Genomic DNA, 19,228 nt, shown 5'->3' on the forward strand with positions numbered 1-19,228 from the left:
CCAGCGGGAACTGCGCGCCCACGCCCAGCTCGCCCCACGTGCGCTGATAGGTCTCGCGCAGCTCGTCGCGCCCGATGAGCGCCTCGGACTTGTTGCACGTGAAGTCATGCAGCACGTTGGCCGTCACGTATAACGTGTGGGTGCGCTGCTCGCCGTTGTCGTTGTTGTAGGCCAGCCGCGCGCCGATCCGTCCGCGCAGGGTGCCGCCGCTCTGTTCGTCGATCGTGCGCACATCGTCATCGAAGTCGTTCAGGTGCACGTACTGATAGGACAGCTGCGCCTGCGGCTCGATCTGCCAGTGGCTGTCGCCCAGCCGCCACGGACGGCCCACCTCCACCGACACGACCAGCCCGTAGCCGTTCTGGCTGGCCGAACCGCTGCAACTGTCGTAGGTGTTGTGGATGACAGAGAGGTTGCCCACCAGGTCCAGATAGGTGCCGTTGGCGCTGTACCAGGTGCTGTAGGCTCCCAGCGAGTACATGTCGGTCGTGCCCGTGCCCACATGCTTGCGGTCGGTGACCACGCCGTTCTCGGCGCGGTACCTGTCGTAGAAGTCGTGATCGCCCCGACTGTAGGTCACCATCACGCCGAGGTGCTGGTGATTGCGCTCCTCATCCGTGCGCACCCGCAGATCGGTGCCGAACTGGATGAAACTGTCCTTGGTGGCGTAACCGAAGCGGTTCTCGCCCTGCTCCTTCAGGTCGGTGACGTTCAGACGGCCCCAGACCGGGTGGGGCCGTTTGCCCGTCGCCGTGCGCTCGCGGTAATCCGCGCACACCATGCCACAGTCATCCCAGGCCCAGGTCTGCTGCTCGCCCACGCGTTCGTGCAGCTTGCCCAGTTGCTCCAGCCCCATCTCGCGGTCGATGCGCGACATCTGCACGTAGCCCGAGGTGCCGGGGGTGTAGATGGGGACTTCGGGTTCAGTCTCGGGCTGCGGCACTTTGGCCGACAGCGTCCAGTAATTGTTGCTGGCGCCATTGGCGTCCGTCCGCTGCACGAGTTGCGCCTGGCCGGCATTGGTGGTTTCGGCCGTGCCTGTGAACGTGTTCGGCTGATCGAGGTCGCGCTCCAGGACGGAGACGACGGGCGCCAGCCACGCGCCGTTTTTGGCGACGTCGCTCTGTGTCACATCGCCAATGATGCCGTTGGGGACAGACACCGTGGTTGTCCCGCTCGCCGTGCCCTGGATGATCAGCAGATCATTTTGCTGGACATCCGGATTGTTCCAGCCTGAATCCACCAACAGGCGGGCTTTCTGACCGGTGTAGCTCCCCTCGATGGTCAGCTTGTCGCCGATGTGTCCATCGCTCATGCTCAGTGTCGATCCGTTCGAATCCACGTTTCCCTGCATGACGAAGGCCGCCGTTCCCGCGCCGTTGAAGGCATTGACGGTCGAGCCGCTCTGCATTTGCAGGTTTGTGAACGATGAGGTCCAGTCTCCATTGCTCTGGCTGAGATTCCAGGTAAATCCATTGCGCAGCGTCAACTCGAGGCTGGCTCGATTGAGCGTCGTCAGGCCTTGCATCTTTCCGTGGCCATCAAAGACGGCGGTGGTATTCCCCGCTCGCGTCACATTCTGGCCGACGCCCGCCTGTATCAACCAGCCATTTGCCGGGGCAACGATATCCGTGTTGTCGCCCGTGACGTTCAGACTGAAATCCTTCTGGTTGTCGTAAACCTTGACGATCGAGGCGGTGTCGGTGATGGATTGCAGTTTTGCGTCTTTCAGAAAGACCTGATTGTTCTCTTCTTCCTTGTTTCCAGTCACCTGCCAGTCCGATGGGCCAACGGCAATGACATCCAGATTGGCCGTCACGGTGGTCGCGCTGTTGGCGTAATCCGCCTTGAGGAGAGAATTGCTGCCGTATATCTTGATGGCATCGCCGATCGCGCCGGAGGCATCGATGGTCATTTTGCCCTCGGAAAAGACCACCCCGTTGCCTGTGCCGATGGCGCGGTTCTTGCCGATTTTGATGGCGCTGCTTTGGTTGTTGGTGCTGCCTTGGTTGTTGGTGCTGCCTTGGTTGTTGGTGCTGCCTTGTTGCGTCAATGTGATATAGCTGTCTCCTTTGAGCACGACCTGGGAGACGGCCTCATTGCCATACGCATCGGTAGACGCTCCGGAGACGTAAATGCCTTCTATGCGCGGGCCTTTCAGATCCATGGTCAGGGTCTTGTTGACAATGATCTGGCCGGCGCTGCCGTTTTGATCGTCCTTGCCGCCTTGAATTGCGCGCAGGCCTGCGTTGAGGATCGGTACGACTCCACCGCTTGTGGTTTGGTCCAGGGTCAGGTTGTCAACTTCGATGGTGGTGAATTGTCCATTATGGCCCGGGTCTGTTTCACCGGAGTTGACGGAGGAGCCCGCCAATAACCCGTAGACCCCCACGCCGCCAGAGAAGTTAAGGCCGGCATAATTCGTATTGACTGTCAGTTTGACGTCATTTGCCGTGATGCTGTTCAGATCGGACGTGTCGAAACCGATTGTGTTGTCAGCGGATTTGTAAGTCCCGGTGATATTCCTGAGAATGAGTTTCTTGCCTACCCGATATTGATTGGCGACGAGAGTGAATCCGCCGCTTTCCTTGAGCGCGGTTACGACTATATCCCCGGCAGTGTCCGTGGTTGAGCCGGAGTTGTTCCTGTTGATAATAAAAAGGCTTGTATTATCGTTGAGGTCGATCGAGTTTGTGGTGACACTCAGTTTTGGATTGTTGGCCGGGATAATGGTGCAACCTGATCCGGCGGGAACATAGGTTCCGCTTGTGGCGTTGGCCATGCATTCTGCGGCTGTCGCAAAATGCACGGGCGCCATGCACGCGACTGCGAGGAACAGGGATGCCACGACGGAACGTGTTTTTATTCTGCCGGCGACGAGTTCAGAACACGCGACCCATGCCATCAGGGCACTGTTCCACTTTGTTTTGTAGATATGATTCAATTTTGCCCCCGTGAGCCCCCAAAGGGTTTGCTTTTTCTGCCCGGCTGAATCTTTTTCATGTGTGCGCATGGGCTCGCGCGCACATTGATGCCGGTATTCACCGCAACGCACTGCTTTCCTGAGACGGAAGCTTTTACACATGAGAGCATTTGCAACAAATCCGGACAATTCAACAATTGTCAAATTTGCATTAATTAATGATTGAATATTCAACCATTGCCAACGATGTTGTTTTTGCGTGATGCATGCCAAACGGCAGCCAGGCAGGCGATCAAGAAACCGTTGGCATGATCTGCCGAATCAGGCCGGATGGGGCCAAGGGCTCGATGCTGGGAGGACGCGCAGGCGATTCGCGCAAAGGGCGGGTGAGAGGAGAAGTCAGGTCAAGCCGTCGGGGAAGGCGGTCTTGCAGGTGCCCGCAGGCAAGATGGGATGAGTGCGCCCTTGGCCTCCAGGCATGGAGAGCGGCCAGGCGTCAGGGGTGGTCGGTTTCCGGTCTCAAGGTTTTTGCGAACCGGTCCCAATCGAATCCCGGGCCTGGATCGGTCTTTCTGCCAGGGGCAATATGCTCGTGCCCCCGGACCGCCCGGATCGGGTGACGTGCCTGGAGGGTGGCCGTCAACGCGGCCAGTCGCGTGTACTGCGCGTCTGTAAAGGTCTGCGTGTCGGTCCCCTCGAGTTCGATGCCGATGGAGAAGTCGTTGCATCGCTCGCGGCCCTCGAAAGACGAAATTCCCGCGTGCCACGCGCGCAGCGTCGTCGGCACGAACTGCACGATCTCGCCGTCCCTGCGGATCAGAAAATGGGCCGAGACCCGCAGGTCGCGAATGTGGTCGAACCAGGGGTGAGCATCGATATCCAGGCGGTTCTGGAAGAAATCGATGATGGCGTTGCCCTGGAATACGCCGGGTGGCAGGCTGATATTGTGGATCACCAGCAGGTAGGGGGCCTCTTCGTCGGGGCGCTCGTCGTGGTTGGGCGAGGGGCGGCGCAGGAGCCCCGCGCCGGCGGCCAGCCAGCCGCTCGTTCCGATGGACAGCGCAGGTTCAGGAGACCCCGGCATCATCTTGCGACCTTTGGCTTTCGGCTATTTGCCCAGGCCCAGCCGGGCATGCTCGGGGCTGCACCAGGTCTTGCCCTGGCTCTGGAAGGCCTCGGACCGGGGCAGGTAGATCTGGCAGTGAGCGCAGCGCACCATGGTTTCGGACGCGGTTTTCGCCTCGTCGGCCTGACGGCGGGCGGCGGCCTGGCGCGCCTGGGCTTTTTGGTGGCTCAGAATGCGGGAAACAAACAGGACGGCCAGGATGATGATCGTCCAGAGCAGGAATTTACCCAAGAGTGCCTCGTTGCAGAATGACTTCAAGGACGAACCGGCTGCCCGTGTAGGACAGCAGCAGGAAGGCAAAGCCGGTCAGCGTCCAGCGCAGGGCGATGCGGCCGCGCCAGCCCTGAATGTGGCGCCCTGCCAGCAGTACGCCGAAGGTGGTCCAGGATAGCAGGGTAAAGACGGTCTTGTGGTCCATGGGCAGGGCGTTGCCGCCCAGGCGCAGGGAGACGATGATACCGGTCAGGACGGTCAGGGTCAGCACCCCGAAACCGATCCAGATCAGGCGGAACAGCAGTTGTTCCAGTGTCAGCAGCGGCGGCATGGCGCCCATGGCGCGGCTGACCACGCTTTGCTGTCCAGCGGATTCGATGGGGCGGTGCAGGTGGCGGTCCAGTACGGTCATCAGCATGGCGTGCAGGGCGGCCACGGTGATCAGGCCGTACGCTGTCATGGCGATCAGCAGGTGAACGCGCAGCCAGTCGTTGTCGGCATGGGGCACCAGATAGCCATGGGGGAAAAGCGCCGACAGCAGACTGACCAGTGCCGCCATGGGCAGCAGCAGGAGCAGCAGGCTGTCCAGGCGCAGCAGGAAATTCTCGATCCAGAAGACGATCATGCCCAGCCACAGGGCGGTGGAAAGGGCCAGCGCCCAACTCAGGTGCAGGCCGGTGGGCACGATGACGGCGGCAACCAGGCCGATGCCATGCAGGGCGATGGCGCCCAGCAGGCAGCTGCGGCCGATGGTGCCGGCGGGATGGACATCACTGGCCTGCGCAATAGGGCGCCACAGGGCAATGCCCAGCACGGCATAGGCCAGCGCGGCAAGCAAGTGAAATACAATGCTGACTGACATAGTCCCGTCGGTGTCCGGCGCGTGAAGCCGCGCCCCAAAAGCATCCATTTTATGCGCAGGCCGACGGATCAACCAGTTTTACGGATACGGCATCATGCTCGATAACCTGACTTCCCGCCTGTCGCGCATCGTCAAGACCATGCGCGGCGAGGCCCGCCTGACCGAGGCCAACACCCAGGAGATGCTGCGCGAGGTGCGCATGGCATTGCTGGAGGCCGACGTGGCGCTGCCGGTGGTGCGCGATTTTGTGGCGCGGGTCAAGGAATCCGCCCTGGGCCAGGAGGTTGTGGGCAGTCTGAACCCGGGCCAGGCGCTGGTCGGCGTGGTGCACAAGGAACTGACCGCCCTGATGGGCGGCGACCTGGGGGCCGAAGCCGGCGAGCTGTCGCTGGCCGCGCAGCCGCCGGCCGTGATCCTGATGGCCGGCCTGCAGGGCGCGGGCAAGACCACCACCACGGGCAAGCTGGCCGGGTGGCTGTCCGAGGGCAATCACGTTCAGCATGGTCGCAAGACCGGCCGCAAGAAAGTGCTGGTGGTCAGCGCCGACGTCTATCGTCCGGCCGCGATCGACCAGTTGCGCACGGTGGCGGCGCAGGTCGGGGTCGATTTCCTGCCGACCGAGACGACTCAAAAACCTCAGGACATCGCGCGCGGCGCCCTGGATCACGCACGCCGTCATCATTATGAGGTGCTGATTGTCGATACGGCGGGCCGCCTGGGCATCGATCAGGCCATGATGGACGAGATCCGTGCGCTGCACGAACTGCTCTCGCCGATCGAGACGCTGTTCGTGGTCGATGCCATGCAGGGCCAGGATGCGGTCAACGTGGCGCGTGCCTTTTCCGATGCGCTGCCTCTGACCGGCGTGGTCATGACCAAGCTGGACGGCGATGCGCGCGGCGGCGCGGCGCTGTCGGTGCGCCAGGTCACCGGCAAGCCGCTCAAGTTCGTCGGTGTCTCGGAAAAGCTCGACGGGCTGGAGCCTTTCCATCCCGAACGCATGGCCCAGCGCATCCTGGGCATGGGCGACATCGTGTCGCTGGTCGAGCAGGCCCAGAAGAACATCGACATCGCCGAGGCGCAAAAGCTTGCTGCGCGGATGAAATCCGGCGATCGCTTCGATCTGAATGATTTCCGCGATCAGCTGCAACAGGTCAAAAAGCTGGGCGACATGGGCTCGCTGCTGGAAAAGCTGCCGACGCAGTTCGCCCAGGCCGCATCACAAGTGCAGGGCGGTCAGGCGGAAAAGCAGTTGGCGCGCACAGAAGGCATTCTGAATTCCATGACGCCGCTGGAACGCGCCCGTCCCGAGCTCATCAAGGCCTCGCGCAAGCGCCGCATTGCCACTGGCTCGGGCGTGCCGGTCCAGGAGGTGAACCGGCTGCTCAAGCAGTTCGAGCAGATGCAGGGCATGATGAAGCAGATGAAAAAGGGCGGCATGGCAAAGATGATGCGCGCCATGGGCGGAATGAAGGGCCTGGGTGGCCTGGGACGGGGCGGTTTTCGCTGATCCCGCCAGGCGCGCCGGCGGTCATCCCGTCTGCGGGTGATCAGGTCTGCGACTGCAGGTAGTTTTGCAGGCCGACTTTTTCGATCAGGCCCAGCTGCTTTTCCAGCCAGTAGGCGTGATCGGATTCGGTGTCGTCCAGTTGCGCCACCAGCAGGTCGCGCGTGACGTAGTCACCATGGGTCTCGCAGATGGCGATGCCCTTGCGCAGCGAGGCCCGGACCTCGTATTCCAGTTCGAGGTCGGCGTGCAGCATGCCGGGGACGTCCGTGCCGGCCTTGAACGCGCTGGGGCGCATGTCGGGCTCGGCTTCGAGCATCAGCAGGCGCTGCAACAGGACGTCGGCGTGTTGGGTTTCCTCCTGCATCTCGTGGTCGCTGCGGGCGTGCAGTTTGGACAGGCCCATGTCCTGGTAGCGGCGTGAATGCAGAAAATACTGGTCACGCGCCGCGAGTTCGCCGCGCAGTTGTTCCGTCAGGTAGGCAATGACTTCGGGATGGCCTTGCATGGTGCTCCTCGGGTGGATCCGTCTACTAGGTGGAAGTATGCCACATGCGGATGTCTCGGGTCGGCTGCCTGGACATCCTCCGCGCCTGGAATCATCCACCGCCCACGGCGACGACGATTTCGATGTGGTCGCCTTCGGACAGCGGCGCCAGGGCATGCTGGCTGCGGGGCACGATGTCGCCATTGCGCTCCACGGCGATGCGCTTGCCTTCATAGCCCAGGTGCACCACCAGGTCGTGGATGGTGCGCACGTCGTCCAGGGCGGTGGCGGTGCCGTTCAGCAGGATGTTCAGGCTCATGGCGGAGAGCTCCTCAGTCGTTGGCATAGCGGTCGGTCGCGGCCAGCAATTGCGTCAGGATCCCGGGCTCGTCGAAGGCGTGTCCGGCGTCGGGGATCATCTGGAATTCAGCCTGAGGCCAGACGCCGTGCAGGTCCCAGGCCGATTTGGCCGGAGTGCAGACGTCGTAGCGGCCCTGGATGATCACCCCGCGGATGCCGGCCAGCTTGTGCGCGTCGTGCAGCAGCTGGCCTTCTTCCATGAAGCCGTGGTTCACGAAATAGTGGTTCTCGATGCGGGCGAACGCCAGCGCCGCCTGGTCGGCCGCATGCGCGCTGTGATGCGCCGGATTGGACAGCAGGCTGATGGTATGGCTTTCCCACTGGGTCCAGGCATGTGCCGCCTGCAGTCTGATCTGAGGGTCCGTGCCTGTGAGGCGACGTCGATAGGCGGCCATCAGGTCGTGGCGCTCGGCCTCGGGGATCGGGGCCAGATAGCCTTCCCACAAATCGGGAAACAGCCAGGACGCGCCTTCCTGGTAGAACCAGCGCAGTTCCGCCTGGCGCAGCAGGAATATCCCGCGCACGATCAGGGCATTGACGCGTTCCGGATGGGTCTCGGCGTAGGCCAGCGCCAGGGTCGAGCCCCAGGAACCGCCGAAGACGACCATGTGGTCGGCTCGCAGGACCTCGATGCGCAGGCGCTCGATGTCGGCGACCAGATCCCAGGTCGTATTGTGCTCGATGCTGGCCGAGGGCGTCGACCGGCCGCAGCCGCGCTGGTCGAACAGCAGGACGTTGTAACGCGCGGGATCGAACAGGCGGCGGTGGCTGGGGGAGCAGCCCGCGCCCGGGCCGCCGTGCAGAAACACGGCCGGCTTTCCCTGCGGGTTGCCGCACAGTTCCCAGTAGATGCGGTGGCCATGGCCGGCGTCCATGAAGCCTTGCGCGTAGGGCCGAATCTCTGGATACATCAGTCAGTCTCCGATGAGAGGGGCGCGTTCTCCGGGGAGCAGCGCGTGAAAATCAGGTCCCAGACACCATGGCCCAGACGCAGGCCGCGTGTTTCGAATTTGGTCAGCGGCCGGTAGTCGGGGCGGGGCGCATAGTCCGCGCAGGTGTTTTGCAGCGAGGGCGTCGCCGACAGGACTTCCAGCATCTGCTGAGCGTAGTGTTCCCAATCCGTGGCGCAATGCAGATACGCGCCTGGCGCCATGCGGCTGGCCAGCAACTCGATGAAAGCGGGCTGGATCAGCCGGCGCTTGTGGTGGCGTTTTTTGGGCCAGGGGTCCGGGAAGTAGATATGCACCCCGGCCAGCGATCCGGGAGCGATCATGTCGTGCAGCACTTCGACGGCATCATGTTGGATGATGCGGATGTTGTCCAGTGCGTTTTCGTGGATGCGCTTGAGCAGCGCGCCCACGCCGGCGTTGAAGACCTCGACCCCCAGGAAATCGTCGCCGGGCCGGGCCTGGGCGATTTTCTGGGTGGTCTCGCCCATGCCGAAACCGATTTCCAGGATCACCGGGGCTGTCCGGCCAAAGGCCTGGGACAGGTCGATGGGTGCGTCCTGATAGCGGATAGACCAGCGCGGCAGCCATTCGGCGATCGCCTGCTCCTGACTGGGGGTGATGTGGGCGCGGCGATGGACGAAGCTGCGGATGTGCGTGCTGCCCGAGGGGGTCTGGGCCGTCACGATGGGCGGAGGAGATTTGGACAGGTTCAAAATGCTGCTAAAATATTGGGCTGCAAGGGATTTGCTGATTACGATTTTACCAACGAATCTCTGTGCGTCACCGGCTTTGCTCGGTGCGGGTGTAGTTCAATGGTAGAACGGCGGCTTCCCAAGCCTCAAGCGTGGGTTCGATTCCCATCACCCGCTCCATCCCAGCGGCATTCAGAACCTCGACCGACATTCACTGCGCGATCACCCCGCGGGATGGCGCCTGTGCCAGTCCGTCGCCTGTCGGTAGGCCCAGCCAGCGCGCACCAGGTTGGCCTCGCCAAAATGGGTGGCGATGAACTGGAAGGCCACCGGCGCGCCGCTTTTCGTGAACCCTCCGGGCATCGTGATGGTGGGATGACCGCTCAAATCGAATGGGCACGTATAGCGCAAGGTACCGTTGAAAAGATCGGGATCCGTGCCGAGCTGCAGCATCCGCGTCACGGTCAGGGCGGATTCGACCGTCACGGGGGCCAGGATCAGGTCGACATCGCAGAAAAGCGCATTGACCCGGCCACGGAAGTCCGCGCGCCTGAGCAGCAGTTTTTGATAATCCATGCCGCTGGTCTGGCGCCCGGTGTCGATCAGGCCCGCCAGCCCGGGGCCGTATTCGTCGCGCCGCGCAGGGAAGGTGGACTCGTGATAGACGGCGGTCTCGACGCCGCACAGCGGCACCCAGTCATGCGCCGCCTGGTCGGAATCAGGAAACTGAATGTTCACCACCGTGCCACCCATGTGGGCGACGACCTCGAGCACCTCGTTGAGCACGGCGCGGGTGGCCTCGTCGACGCGATCGATCGACCAGGCCGGGTCGACGCCGACGCGCAGTCCGGTGAGGCCGCGGGTCATGAGTGTCAGGTAGTCGGGCACCGCCTCGTGGCTTGCCGTGGGGTCCTTGGGATCGCTGCCGGCGATCGTCTGCAGAATGGCGCCTGCGTCGGCGGCGCTGCGCGCCAGCGGGCCGATGTGGTCCATCGACGCGGCCAGCTCGCATGCGCCATAGCGGCTGACGCGGCCCCATGTGGGCTTCAGGCCGGTCACGCCATTGGCCGCTGAAGGAAAGCGGATCGAGCCGCCGGTATCGGTTCCCAGCGCGCCAAAGCAAAGACCCGCCGCTGAGGCGACGCCGGAGCCGCTCGAGGATGCGCCCGACCAGAGCGCGTCGCCCCACGGATTGAGGGGCGGTGGCACATCGGGATGGTGATCGGCGAATGCTCCCTCGGTCTGTTGCAGTTTTCCCAGAAGCACGGCGCCGGCATCGTGCAGCCGGCTGACGACCGTGGCATCGTCCTGAGCCATGAATTGCCGGTTGATCGGCTGCCATGCGTGGTCGGCGCATTCCGGGTCCAGAACAAGTCCTTGACCGCGAGCGGGACGCCATGCAATGGTCCGCAGACCCGTCCCTTCGCTATTTCATCATCGGATTGCTGCGCCTCGGCCAGGGCCTGCTCGCGCAAGACCGTCACATAGCTCTGAAGCCGGGGGTCGATGGCGTCGATCCGCGCCAGCATCGCCTGGGTGACTTCCATCGATGAGAGTTCACGGGACTGGATCAGCCGGCCTGCTTCCAGCAGGCTGAGAGAGTGAAGCGCGTGGTCCGCCATGTCTTTGCTCCTGGGGCGTGATCAGGTTGAACGATCAGGCATGCCCGTGGGAACCTGCCCGCCGTTTACCAGTTAACGGCAGGATCAGCGGTGCTGCTGTTCTGGGAGGGACGCCCCGGTGGTCTCTGAAGGACAGGCGGGGACAAATGCCAGGGAGCCGGGCGGTAGCGCCCTCAAGAGCGGATCAGGGTGTGGGGCGCATAGCCGAATGTCTTGCGAAACGCCCGGCTGAAGTGCGAGGCATCCGAGAAACCGTGGTCGAAGGCGGCCTCGGTCACGCTGCGGGACCGGCCCTCGATCAATGCGCGGTGACTGGCCTCGAGGCGCAGTTGCCAGACCATGCCCATGGCGGTCCGCTGGCGGCGCGCGAACGCCCGGGTGATGGTGCGGGAAGAAACGTGATGCGCGGCTGCCAGGCGCTCGAGATGAAGATCCGGATCCTCATAGTGGCGCTGGATATAGTCCGATACCTTGCTGTAGAGGTCGCGCTCGCTGGCCGGCTCGACCTCGCCCATCTGGATTTCGAGCGCGACGGCGACCAGATCCAGCAAGGTGCTGCCGAGCTGCGCTGCGGCGCCGGTCCGCATCCTGGTGAGATCCGTGGTGGCGGCATGCTCGATCATCGTCCGCAGCGGCGCGGCGGCCGGCTGGAGGTCGTCGATCACATGCACAGCCATCTGGTCAGCGCCGGGGCAGCGTTGCAACAGAGATCGCCGGGGAAGCCGCAGCAGATAGATCCCGTTTGTCTCCAGGGTGATGTCAAAGGGACGGGCTGCGTCATACAGCATCAGCGCGCCCTTGCTCAGGCGCGCCTCCCGGCCCCGCTGGCGCATGACGGCGTTGCCGCCCGTCATGTAACCGATCCACAGATCATCGTCAGGGGCGCGGCGCAGATGCGCCGGGTCGCGCGACCACCAGTGCAGGGGTGCGGCCATCTTGCTGATCTCGACCGCTCCGACCGTGCTGATGGCCATATCACCTCGGTGACTTTGCTGCGCTCGGTTCCGTCAAGGCCCCAAACCTTTGCATTAAACAGGAATCGCCTCGGTGAAAGAATCCGTGAATACCCGTCGCGGTCAGGCCGACCGCTCAAGGGGCGGGTCGTTTCCGTCATGCGTTGCGTGGGGCGGCGGCGTCTTCAGTTTGTCCAGACAGGCGCGTGCCGCGCCTTCCTTGACATGTCCGAAACCGCGCACCGATTGAGGCATCGCAGCCAGTTCCACGATCTGGCGGTAGTTTCCATGCGACAGGCCGGCCGCCCAGTCATCCAGGCGGGCGAAGTAAGCCCGGCACAGATCGCGCTCCAGGCGGCGCTCCGCGGTATATGAAAAGGGATCCATCCAGGTACCGCGGATTCTTTTGCAGCGCGCCAGGATCCGGAAGAGAGTCTCGGTGGCGGGGCCCAGCGTGATCTTGCGTGGTTTGCCAGTGTGTGGGTCGCGGCGGGCCAGCAGCGGCGGCGCCAGATGAAAGCGCAGGGTGTAGTCGCCCTCGAATTCGGCCTCCAGCTGTTTGCGGAATGCACCGTTGGTGTAGAGGCGCGCTACTTCGTACTCGTCCTTGACCGCCATGAGTTTGTACAGCGAGCGCGCCACCGCCAGGGCCAGCCTGGGTCGTCCCCCGGGAAACAGCGCTTGTTCGGCCGCCTCGATCCGCGCGACCGCGTCCTGATAGCGCCGCGCGCAGGCTTCGTCCTGGTAGGCCGCCAGTTCACGACCAAAGCGCCCGGTCACGACGGACAGCGGTTCGGGCATGTGCACAACGATGGCCTGTTCGCGAACCGGCGCGGCCACGCCCAGTGTCTCGGGCCTGGCCGCGGCCAGCCGACCCAGTCCGAATGCTGTCTTGTTGGCCTCGACTTCGACCCCGTTCAGTTCCAGCGCGCGCATGATCGCCGCCTCGCTCAATGGCACGGCGCCGCGTTGCCATGCATGGCCCAGCATCATCATGTTGGCCAGAATGCTGTCGCCCAACTGCTCGCGGGCCAGTGCATGGGCATCCAGCAAGGCCTCGTCGCCACACTGCGTGGTGCGGCGGATCATCTCGATCAGTCCGGCGGGGTCCTGTTCGGCCTGCGCATCGCGGGTGAACTCCGGGGTGGGGGCGAGATAGGTATTGAGCGTCACCTGGCACCCTTTGCGCCTGAGCGCCTGCAGCGCGTCGGGCTGACACGCCGCCACCACATCGCAGAGGATCGCGACGTCCGCCTCGTTCGGGCCGATGCGCACGGCGCCCGGGGCGTGGTCGCCGGGCGCGAGCCGTACATGGCTGATGACGGCGCCGCCTTTCTGCGACAGGCCCGTGATATCCAGCACGCTCGCGGCGCGGCCTTCGAGATGGGCCGCCATGGTCAGGATGGCGCCCACGGTGATGACGCCGGTGCCGCCGATGCCGACGACCAGGATATTGCAGTGGCGCTTGTCGGTGTGCCACTCCGGCTGCGGCAGTTCCGCGATCAGGGCGCGACGCCGGGCCGGGTCGGCGGCGCGGCTGCTGGCGGATTTGCGTGGTGTGCCGCCGATGACCGACACGAAGCTCGGACAGAAGCCGTTGACACAGGTGTTGTCCTTGTTGCAACTGGACTGGTCGATGGCCCGTTTGCGTCCGAAGGGGGTTTCCACCGGCACGAGCGACAGGCAGTTCGATTGCGTGCCGCAGTCGCCGCAGCCTTCGCAGACCGCGGTGTTGATGAACAGGCGGCGGGCGGGTTCTTCCAGGATTTTCTTTTTGCGCCGACGGCGTTTTTCTGCTGCGCACACCTGGTCGTGGATCAGGACCGTGACGCCTTCGGTATCGCGCAGTTCGCGCTGCAAGGCGTCCAGTTCCTCGCGGGGATGGACGGTCACGCCCTCCGGCAGCCTGACGCCTCGATAGCGGGCCGGGTCGTCGGTCGTGACCACCACGCGCGCGACCCCTTCGCCTTTGAGTTGCTGGCAGATGCCGGGCACAGAGATTTTGCCGTCGACAGGCTGGCCGCCGGTCATGGCGACCGCGTCATTGAACAGGATCTTGTAGGTGATGCGGGCCTGGGCCGCGACTGCCTGGCGGATGGCCATGTAGCCGGAATGAAAGTACGTGCCCTCGCCCATGTTCTGGAAGACATGCGGTCGGCGCGTGAAGCGCGACAGGCCGATCCAGTCGACGCCTTCGCCGCCCATCTGTGTCAGGCCGCTCGTGTCGCGGTCCATCCAGGTGGCCATGTAGTGACAGCCCACGCCGGCCAGCGCCTGACTGCCTTCGGGCACCTTGGTCGAGGTGTTGTGCGGACAGCCCGAACAGAAGTAGGGACGGCGGGTCAGCGTCGAGGCGGGATCGGGGACTGGTGCGCCAGCATCGGCGCCGGCACGGCGGGTCTCAAGGGCGCTGAAAGCCTCGCTCTGTTGCGGCGTGGTGTCGACCGGATGCAGGACGGTGTCGACTGAATGCGGGACGATATCGACTGGGTGCGGTGCGGTCGCCGGCGCTGTGTCCGGCCCGAAGCTCGCCTGCGTCAGCCACCGCTCCAGTGCCTGCAGGACCGTGCCCGGGCTCAGCTGTCCTTCGCGCGGCAGCAGGGGCTGCCCATCCAGCCCGTGCTGGCCGCTGACGGAGGGGCGCGTCGGCAGGTTGAACAGAATATCCTTGACCTGGCCTTCGATGACGGGCGCTTTTTCTTCCACCACCAGGATGTGGTCCAGACCTTGCGCAAAGTCCAGCAGGCCCTGCGCATCGATGGGCCAGCTCAGGCCGATCTTGTAATGGCGCAAGGCGGGCGGGGTGGTGTGGGTATCGCGATCGGTCAGGGCATCGAGCGCGTCTTCCGTATCCAGGAACGCCTTGCCGGTGGAAATGAGGCCCAGGGTCGCGTCGGGGGCCGGGCGGACCAGCCGGTCGAGGCGGTGCTGCCGGGAGAACGCCTTGACCGCCTCGATGCGGCGGGCCATGCGGGACTCGATTTCCGGCGTCAGGAATTCCCGCGCGCTGTAGGGGACGGCTCCGCGGTGCGGATCGGATTCGGGCGTGGCGAAATCGGGAATCGGCGTCAGGGTATAGGAGCGGGCGCTTTCGACGGTTTCCGTCACCGCCTTGAAGGCGACCCAGGCACCGCTGTAGCGCGACAGCGCCCAGCCCCAGCGGCCAAAATACTCGTATTCCTCGACGGAAGCCGGGTGGACGACCGGAATGCGCCAGCCGATCAGGGAGGTTTCGCTGGCATGAGGGATCGACGATGAAGCGGCGATATGATCGTCGCCCACCACCAGCAACACGCCGCCATGCGCCGAGGCGCCGGCGGCGTTGCCGTGGTGCAATGCATCGCCTGCGCGATCCAGCCCGGGCCCCTTGCCGTACCAGAGGGCAAAGACGCCATCGACGGTGCGGTCCTCGTGGGCGCCGGCCTGTTGCGTGCCCATGACCATGGTGGCACCCAGGTCCTCATTGACGGCTGGCAGAAAATGGATGTCGTGAGCATCCAGAAGTTGCTGGACGCGCCACAGCGCCATGTCCACCCCGCCCAGCGGTGAGCCGCGGTAGCCGGTGACGAAGCCCGCCGTGTTCAGGCCGGCCGCTTTGTCGGCCTGGCGTTGCGAGAGCAGCAGGCGCACCAGCGCCTGGGAACCAGTGAGAAAGATTCTGCCCTGTGTGGACGTCAGGCTGTCTTGCAGCCTGTAGGTCATGTCGGTTTCGTGCGTATCCATACGGCCTCCGGGGATGAATTCATGATAGGCAGAATGGCCGTGGGGTTTATCGCGTCAAGGCAGAGTAAAATCCCTAATAAACGAAATGAATATTTCATATCGAGACTATTTTGGACAAAACAGACCTGAAAATATTGAAGGCTCTGCAAAAGGATGGTCGTGCATCCGCCCAGCAGTTGTCCGATGCGGTCGACCTGTCGGCGGCGCCGGTCTGGCGTCGGGTCAAGGCCCTGGAAAAGAACGGTGTCATTCAGGGTTACGCCGCGCAGGTGAATCGTGGCGCGGTGGGGCTGCAAGGTTGCATGTTCACGCAGATCAGCCTGGAACGGCATTCGACTCAGGTGGTCGAGAATTTCGAGCGGACGGTGCGCGATGCACCCGAGATCCTGGAGTGCTATGCCGTCACGGGCGACGCCGATTATCTGCTCAAGGTGCTGGTGTCCAACCCCGAGGCCTACGACCGGTTCCTGCACCGGTTCCTGTTCAATATGCAGGGGGTGCGGCAGACGCGCACCATCGTGTCCCTGCGGGAAATCAAGCACGAGGTGTGCTTGCCCTTCGATGTGTGACGGGATGTCGGGTCGATCCCGTCGCGCTCCGGGATCTCTGGCCGTCCGAGATATCAATGGCCCGGTGTCTCAATGGCCCGGGTCTTTGTGGTGCGATATTGCAACGGTCTTCGCCGCCGGCCCGCAGAATCACACGGGCCGGCCATGCCGCTTGCTCAGCGGTTCAGCGCGGTTTCAGCCGTCGGAATGCGACCGAACCGGCCGCTGTTGAAGTCCTCCAGCGCCTGCCGGATTTCCTCTTCGCTGTTCATGACGAACGGACCGTAGCCGACCACCGGCTCATCGATCGGTTCGCCCGACAGCCACAGCAGCGTGACTTCGCCGTTGGCCTCCAGATGCACGGTGTCGGCCGCCCGATCCATGTGCACCAGTTGACCCTCGCGGGCGATCTCCTGCCCGTTGACCCGCACGGTGCCATGCAGCACCACCAGCGCCAGTGAGCGCCCCGGCACCGCCACGAGTTCGGTTGTGGCGCCGGCATGGAGCCGGACATCCCAGACATCGATCGGCGTGAACGTCCGTGCGGGGCCCCGGCTGTCGCCGTAGCTGCCGGCGATGACGCGCAGGTGGCCGACGCCGTCAGACAGATCGACCTGCGGGATGTCCGTGCTCGGCAGGGTCTGGTAGCCGGGGGCGGACATTTTGTCCCGGGCCGGCAGGTTGACCCACAGCTGCACCATTTCCAGCGGGCCGCCGCGTTTGGCAAAGGATTCGGCATGGTATTCCTCATGCAGAATCCCCGAGGCCGCCGTCATCCACTGCACATCGCCGGGGCCGATGGTGCCGCCGGCGCCCGTGGAGTCGTGGTGCGCCACTTCACCTTCGTAGACGATGGTCACGGTCTCGAAGCCACGATGCGGGTGTTCCCCCACGCCGCGCCGTCCGGTGGTGGGCGTGAAGTGCTGGGGACCGGCATGGTCGAGCAGCAGGAAGGGGCTCAGCGCCTTGCCGTGGTTGCTGTAGCTGAACAGCGAACGCACGGGAAAGCCGTTTCCGACCCAGTGGGGGCGCGGGGCTTCGTAGACACCAAGGACTTTCTTCAGCATGACGTTTCTCCTTGCGACAGGCCTGAGGGTCCCTCGGGACGCGGCAGGCGTTGAACATGGGGAAATTATGAATTTGGAACGATATTATGAATAGCCCACAATAATCACTCTCAGTGTTCTATAAATGAAACGATGAAACTGCCTGACCTGAATGATCTGTACTACTTCGCCCGGGTGGTGGAGCAGGGTGGATTCGCGCCTGCGGGCCGTGCGCTGGGCGTCCCCAAGTCCAAGCTCAGCCGCCGCGTGGCGATGCTCGAAAAACGGCTGGGCACGCAGTTGTTGCTGCGCTCGACGCGCAGTTTCGCCGTGACCGAGGTGGGCAAGCGCTACTATCAGCACTGTCGCGCCATGCTGACCGAGGCCGAGGCAGCGGAGGAATCCGCAGCGCTGGCGCACGCCGAGCCCTGCGGGGTGGTGCGGCTGAGCTGTCCGGTGGCCCTGCTGGCGGCGCGCGTGGGCTGCTTCCTGGGGGAATTCCTGCGAGACTATCCGCGCGTGGAACTGCAGGTGGATGAGACCAACCGGCGCGTGGATGTCGTGGGCGAGGGGCTGGATCTGGCGATCCGTGTGCGCCCGCCGCCGCTGCAGGACAGCGATCTGGTGCTGCGCACGCTGGGGGAACGCCGGCAGTGCCTGGTGGCGAGTCCCGCGCTGGTGCGGCGCATGGGAACACCGACCGGCCCCATGGATCTGTCCGAGTGGCCCAGCCTGGACCTTGGGGTGCCGCAGGAAATCCACCGCTGGATACTCTATGGCCCCGATGCCGTGCGCACTGAGGTCCGGCATCGACCCGGCCTGGTGACGCAGTCCATGGCGGCGTTGCGCGATGCGGCCCTGCTGGATGCGGGGGTGGTGCAGTTGCCGACCATGTTCGTCCAGGACGCGTTGCATGAGGGCACGCTGGTGCGGGTGTTGCCGAACTGGGCGCCGCGTTCTGAAATCATCCATGCGGTCTACGCGTCGCGTCGCGGGCAATTGCCCGCAGTGCGGGCGTTGCTGGATCATCTGGTCGAGCGGTTCGCGGCGTTGCAGGAGGAATGAAACGCCGATGTCCGTACCGGCATCGGCACTCGCACAGGTGTCGACGCCGGCAGAGTGTGCTGCCGCGCGGCTTTATCCGCCGAACTCCAGGCCGATCGCCAGTGCGCCGCCCAGCACGCCCAGCCCGGCGACGCCCAGCACCAGAACGGCCAGTTCCGAACGCCGGAACGATTTGCCCACCATGACCAGCGACGGCAGGCTGACCGGCGGCAGGGTCATGAGCAGCGCTGCCGCCGGCCCCACGTCCACGCCCAGGGCCAGCAGCGCCTGGACGATGGGGACCTCGCCAGCGGTCGGAATGACGAACAGGGTGCCCACCAGCGCGGCGCCCACGATCCAGAGCAGGCTGTTGTCGATGCTGAAATCGAGCACGGGAAACAGCCAGGCCCGGGCGGCGCCCAGCAGCAGCACCAGGATGAGGTATTCGGGCAACAGCCTCAGCGCCATGCCGGCAAAGGTCCGGGCCCAGCGCCGCAACATTCGGGACAGCTGGAAATAGGCGGGATCGGTTTCGACGGCCGGCGCGGCGTCGTGAACCGGTGTGCCGTCAGTCCGGTTCATGCGGTTCAGCGCCCAGCCCAGACCCAGCACCATCAGCAATCCCAGGGCCAGGCGCAGGCCGGCCCAATGCCAGCCCAGGACGAAACCCATGAAGATCAGGGTGGCCGGGTTGAGCATGGTGTTGCCCAGCCAGTAGGCGGCCGTGCCTCCCGGCGCGGCGCGGCAATGGCGCAGGCCGGTGATCACGGGCGCGGCGCAGCAGGTGCACATCATGCTGGGGATGGACAGCAGGCTGCCGGTCATGACGCTGCCGGCATTCGAGCGGCCCAGCCAGCGTTCGATCCAGTGTGGCGACAGCAGGGCCTGGATGGCGGATCCCAGGAGCAGCCCGAGAATCAGGGCTTTCCAGATGGCCAGCCCGTAGACCTTCGCGTAGTCGAGCGCGGCGGTCAGGGAAGGCGCGGGCGGCGCCTCCTGGTTCCCCGTCAGGATCGAGGCGCCGATGGAGTGTGTCTGGGCCGCCATGAAGGCGCGGTCGTAGTACGGCGACCATTTGACGTAGAACAGCCCCGCCAGGGCGATCAGGGCGACCAGCGCGATGCTCCAGAGGGGGGGGCGGGCGGGGTGGGTCGGATTCAATGCAGTCTCCG

15 protein-coding genes, 1 tRNA gene and 1 pseudogene are annotated in these 19,228 nt (G+C 64.3%); 4 read left to right on the plus strand and 13 right to left on the minus strand.

The genetic code is table 11. The annotated features are described in order from the left end of the window. The 4 genes from ACK5JE_RS10575 to ACK5JE_RS10590 form a co-directional block, all read right to left on the minus strand. Positions 1-3,013 (minus strand): autotransporter outer membrane beta-barrel domain-containing protein (locus tag ACK5JE_RS10575; RefSeq protein ID WP_416801672.1); only part of this gene is annotated, 3,013 nt, incomplete at its 3' end. A gap of 406 nt (positions 3,014-3,419) precedes the next feature. Beyond that, a complete protein-coding gene (ampD, locus tag ACK5JE_RS10580; protein WP_416801673.1) occupies positions 3,420-4,010 on the minus strand; it encodes a 1,6-anhydro-N-acetylmuramyl-L-alanine amidase AmpD in 591 nt (196 codons plus the stop codon). Between the two features lie 21 nt (positions 4,011-4,031). Further along, positions 4,032-4,280 carry a PP0621 family protein gene (locus ACK5JE_RS10585; RefSeq protein WP_416801674.1) on the minus strand — a complete coding sequence of 83 codons (249 nt, stop codon included), beginning with the start codon at positions 4,278-4,280 and terminating at the stop codon, positions 4,032-4,034. Then, entirely contained in the window at positions 4,273-5,124 is an 852-nt protein-coding gene (locus ACK5JE_RS10590) for a cytochrome C assembly family protein (RefSeq protein WP_416801675.1), read from the minus strand. Before ACK5JE_RS10590 ends, ACK5JE_RS10585 begins: the two co-directional genes overlap by 8 nt. 94 nt (positions 5,125-5,218) lie before the next feature. Between ACK5JE_RS10590 and ffh the strand changes: the two genes are divergently transcribed. After that, a complete protein-coding gene (ffh, locus tag ACK5JE_RS10595; RefSeq protein WP_416801676.1) occupies positions 5,219-6,634 on the plus strand; it encodes a signal recognition particle protein in 1,416 nt (471 codons plus the stop codon). A 40-nt stretch (positions 6,635-6,674) separates the two neighbouring features. On the opposite strand, the gene bfr is transcribed toward ffh, so the two are convergent. The 4 genes from bfr to trmB all read right to left on the minus strand — a co-directional run bounded on the left by bfr (position 6,675) and on the right by trmB (position 9,141). Next, on the minus strand, positions 6,675-7,139 hold the full coding sequence (gene bfr, locus ACK5JE_RS10600) for a bacterioferritin (RefSeq protein WP_416801677.1): 465 nt from the start codon (positions 7,137-7,139) through the stop codon (positions 6,675-6,677). 91 nt (positions 7,140-7,230) lie between these two features. After that, positions 7,231-7,431: a sulfur carrier protein ThiS gene (gene thiS, locus ACK5JE_RS10605; protein ID WP_416801816.1), complete on the minus strand. Its 201-nt coding sequence runs from the start codon at positions 7,429-7,431 to the stop codon at positions 7,231-7,233. Between the two features lie 19 nt (positions 7,432-7,450). Then, positions 7,451-8,392: a prolyl aminopeptidase gene (gene pip, locus ACK5JE_RS10610; protein WP_416801817.1), complete on the minus strand. Its 942-nt coding sequence runs from the start codon at positions 8,390-8,392 to the stop codon at positions 7,451-7,453. Continuing rightward, complete coding sequence (gene trmB / locus ACK5JE_RS10615) at positions 8,389-9,141, minus strand: tRNA (guanosine(46)-N7)-methyltransferase TrmB (RefSeq protein ID WP_416801678.1); 753 nt, start codon at positions 9,139-9,141, stop codon at positions 8,389-8,391. Before trmB ends, pip begins: the two co-directional genes overlap by 4 nt. Before the next feature lie 85 nt (positions 9,142-9,226). On the opposite strand from trmB, the gene ACK5JE_RS10620 reads away from it, so the two are divergent. Continuing rightward, a tRNA-Gly gene (locus tag ACK5JE_RS10620) sits at positions 9,227-9,300 on the plus strand. A gap of 42 nt (positions 9,301-9,342) precedes the next feature. Here the strand turns inward: ACK5JE_RS10620 and ACK5JE_RS10625 are convergent. The 3 genes and pseudogenes from ACK5JE_RS10625 to ACK5JE_RS10635 all read right to left on the minus strand — a co-directional run bounded on the left by ACK5JE_RS10625 (position 9,343) and on the right by ACK5JE_RS10635 (position 15,418). Next, positions 9,343-10,742, minus strand: a pseudogene (locus ACK5JE_RS10625) (amidase). Positions 10,743-10,915: 173 nt separating this feature from the next. Then, positions 10,916-11,716, minus strand: a complete 801-nt coding sequence (locus ACK5JE_RS10630) for an AraC family transcriptional regulator (protein ID WP_416801679.1) — start codon at positions 11,714-11,716, stop codon at positions 10,916-10,918. A gap of 102 nt (positions 11,717-11,818) precedes the next feature. Continuing rightward, positions 11,819-15,418: an indolepyruvate ferredoxin oxidoreductase family protein gene (locus ACK5JE_RS10635; protein ID WP_416801680.1), complete on the minus strand. Its 3,600-nt coding sequence runs from the start codon at positions 15,416-15,418 to the stop codon at positions 11,819-11,821. 110 nt (positions 15,419-15,528) lie between these two features. Between ACK5JE_RS10635 and ACK5JE_RS10640 the strand changes: the two genes are divergently transcribed. Beyond that, a complete protein-coding gene (locus tag ACK5JE_RS10640; RefSeq protein WP_416801681.1) occupies positions 15,529-15,987 on the plus strand; it encodes an Lrp/AsnC family transcriptional regulator in 459 nt (152 codons plus the stop codon). Between the two features lie 155 nt (positions 15,988-16,142). On the opposite strand, the gene ACK5JE_RS10645 is transcribed toward ACK5JE_RS10640, so the two are convergent. Beyond that, a complete protein-coding gene (locus tag ACK5JE_RS10645; RefSeq protein ID WP_416801818.1) occupies positions 16,143-17,030 on the minus strand; it encodes a pirin family protein in 888 nt (295 codons plus the stop codon). Between the two features lie 135 nt (positions 17,031-17,165). Here ACK5JE_RS10645 and ACK5JE_RS10650 point away from each other — a divergent pair, with 135 nt between their 5' ends. Then, complete coding sequence (locus ACK5JE_RS10650) at positions 17,166-18,077, plus strand: LysR family transcriptional regulator (protein WP_416801682.1); 912 nt, start codon at positions 17,166-17,168, stop codon at positions 18,075-18,077. 72 nt (positions 18,078-18,149) lie between these two features. On the opposite strand, the gene ACK5JE_RS10655 is transcribed toward ACK5JE_RS10650, so the two are convergent. Next, a complete protein-coding gene (locus ACK5JE_RS10655; protein ID WP_416801683.1) occupies positions 18,150-19,217 on the minus strand; it encodes a permease in 1,068 nt (355 codons plus the stop codon). Positions 19,218-19,228: the final 11 nt, after the last annotated feature.

The organism is Castellaniella sp., from assembly GCF_047971665.1.
Classification (GTDB): Bacteria; Pseudomonadota; Gammaproteobacteria; order Burkholderiales; family Burkholderiaceae_B; genus Castellaniella.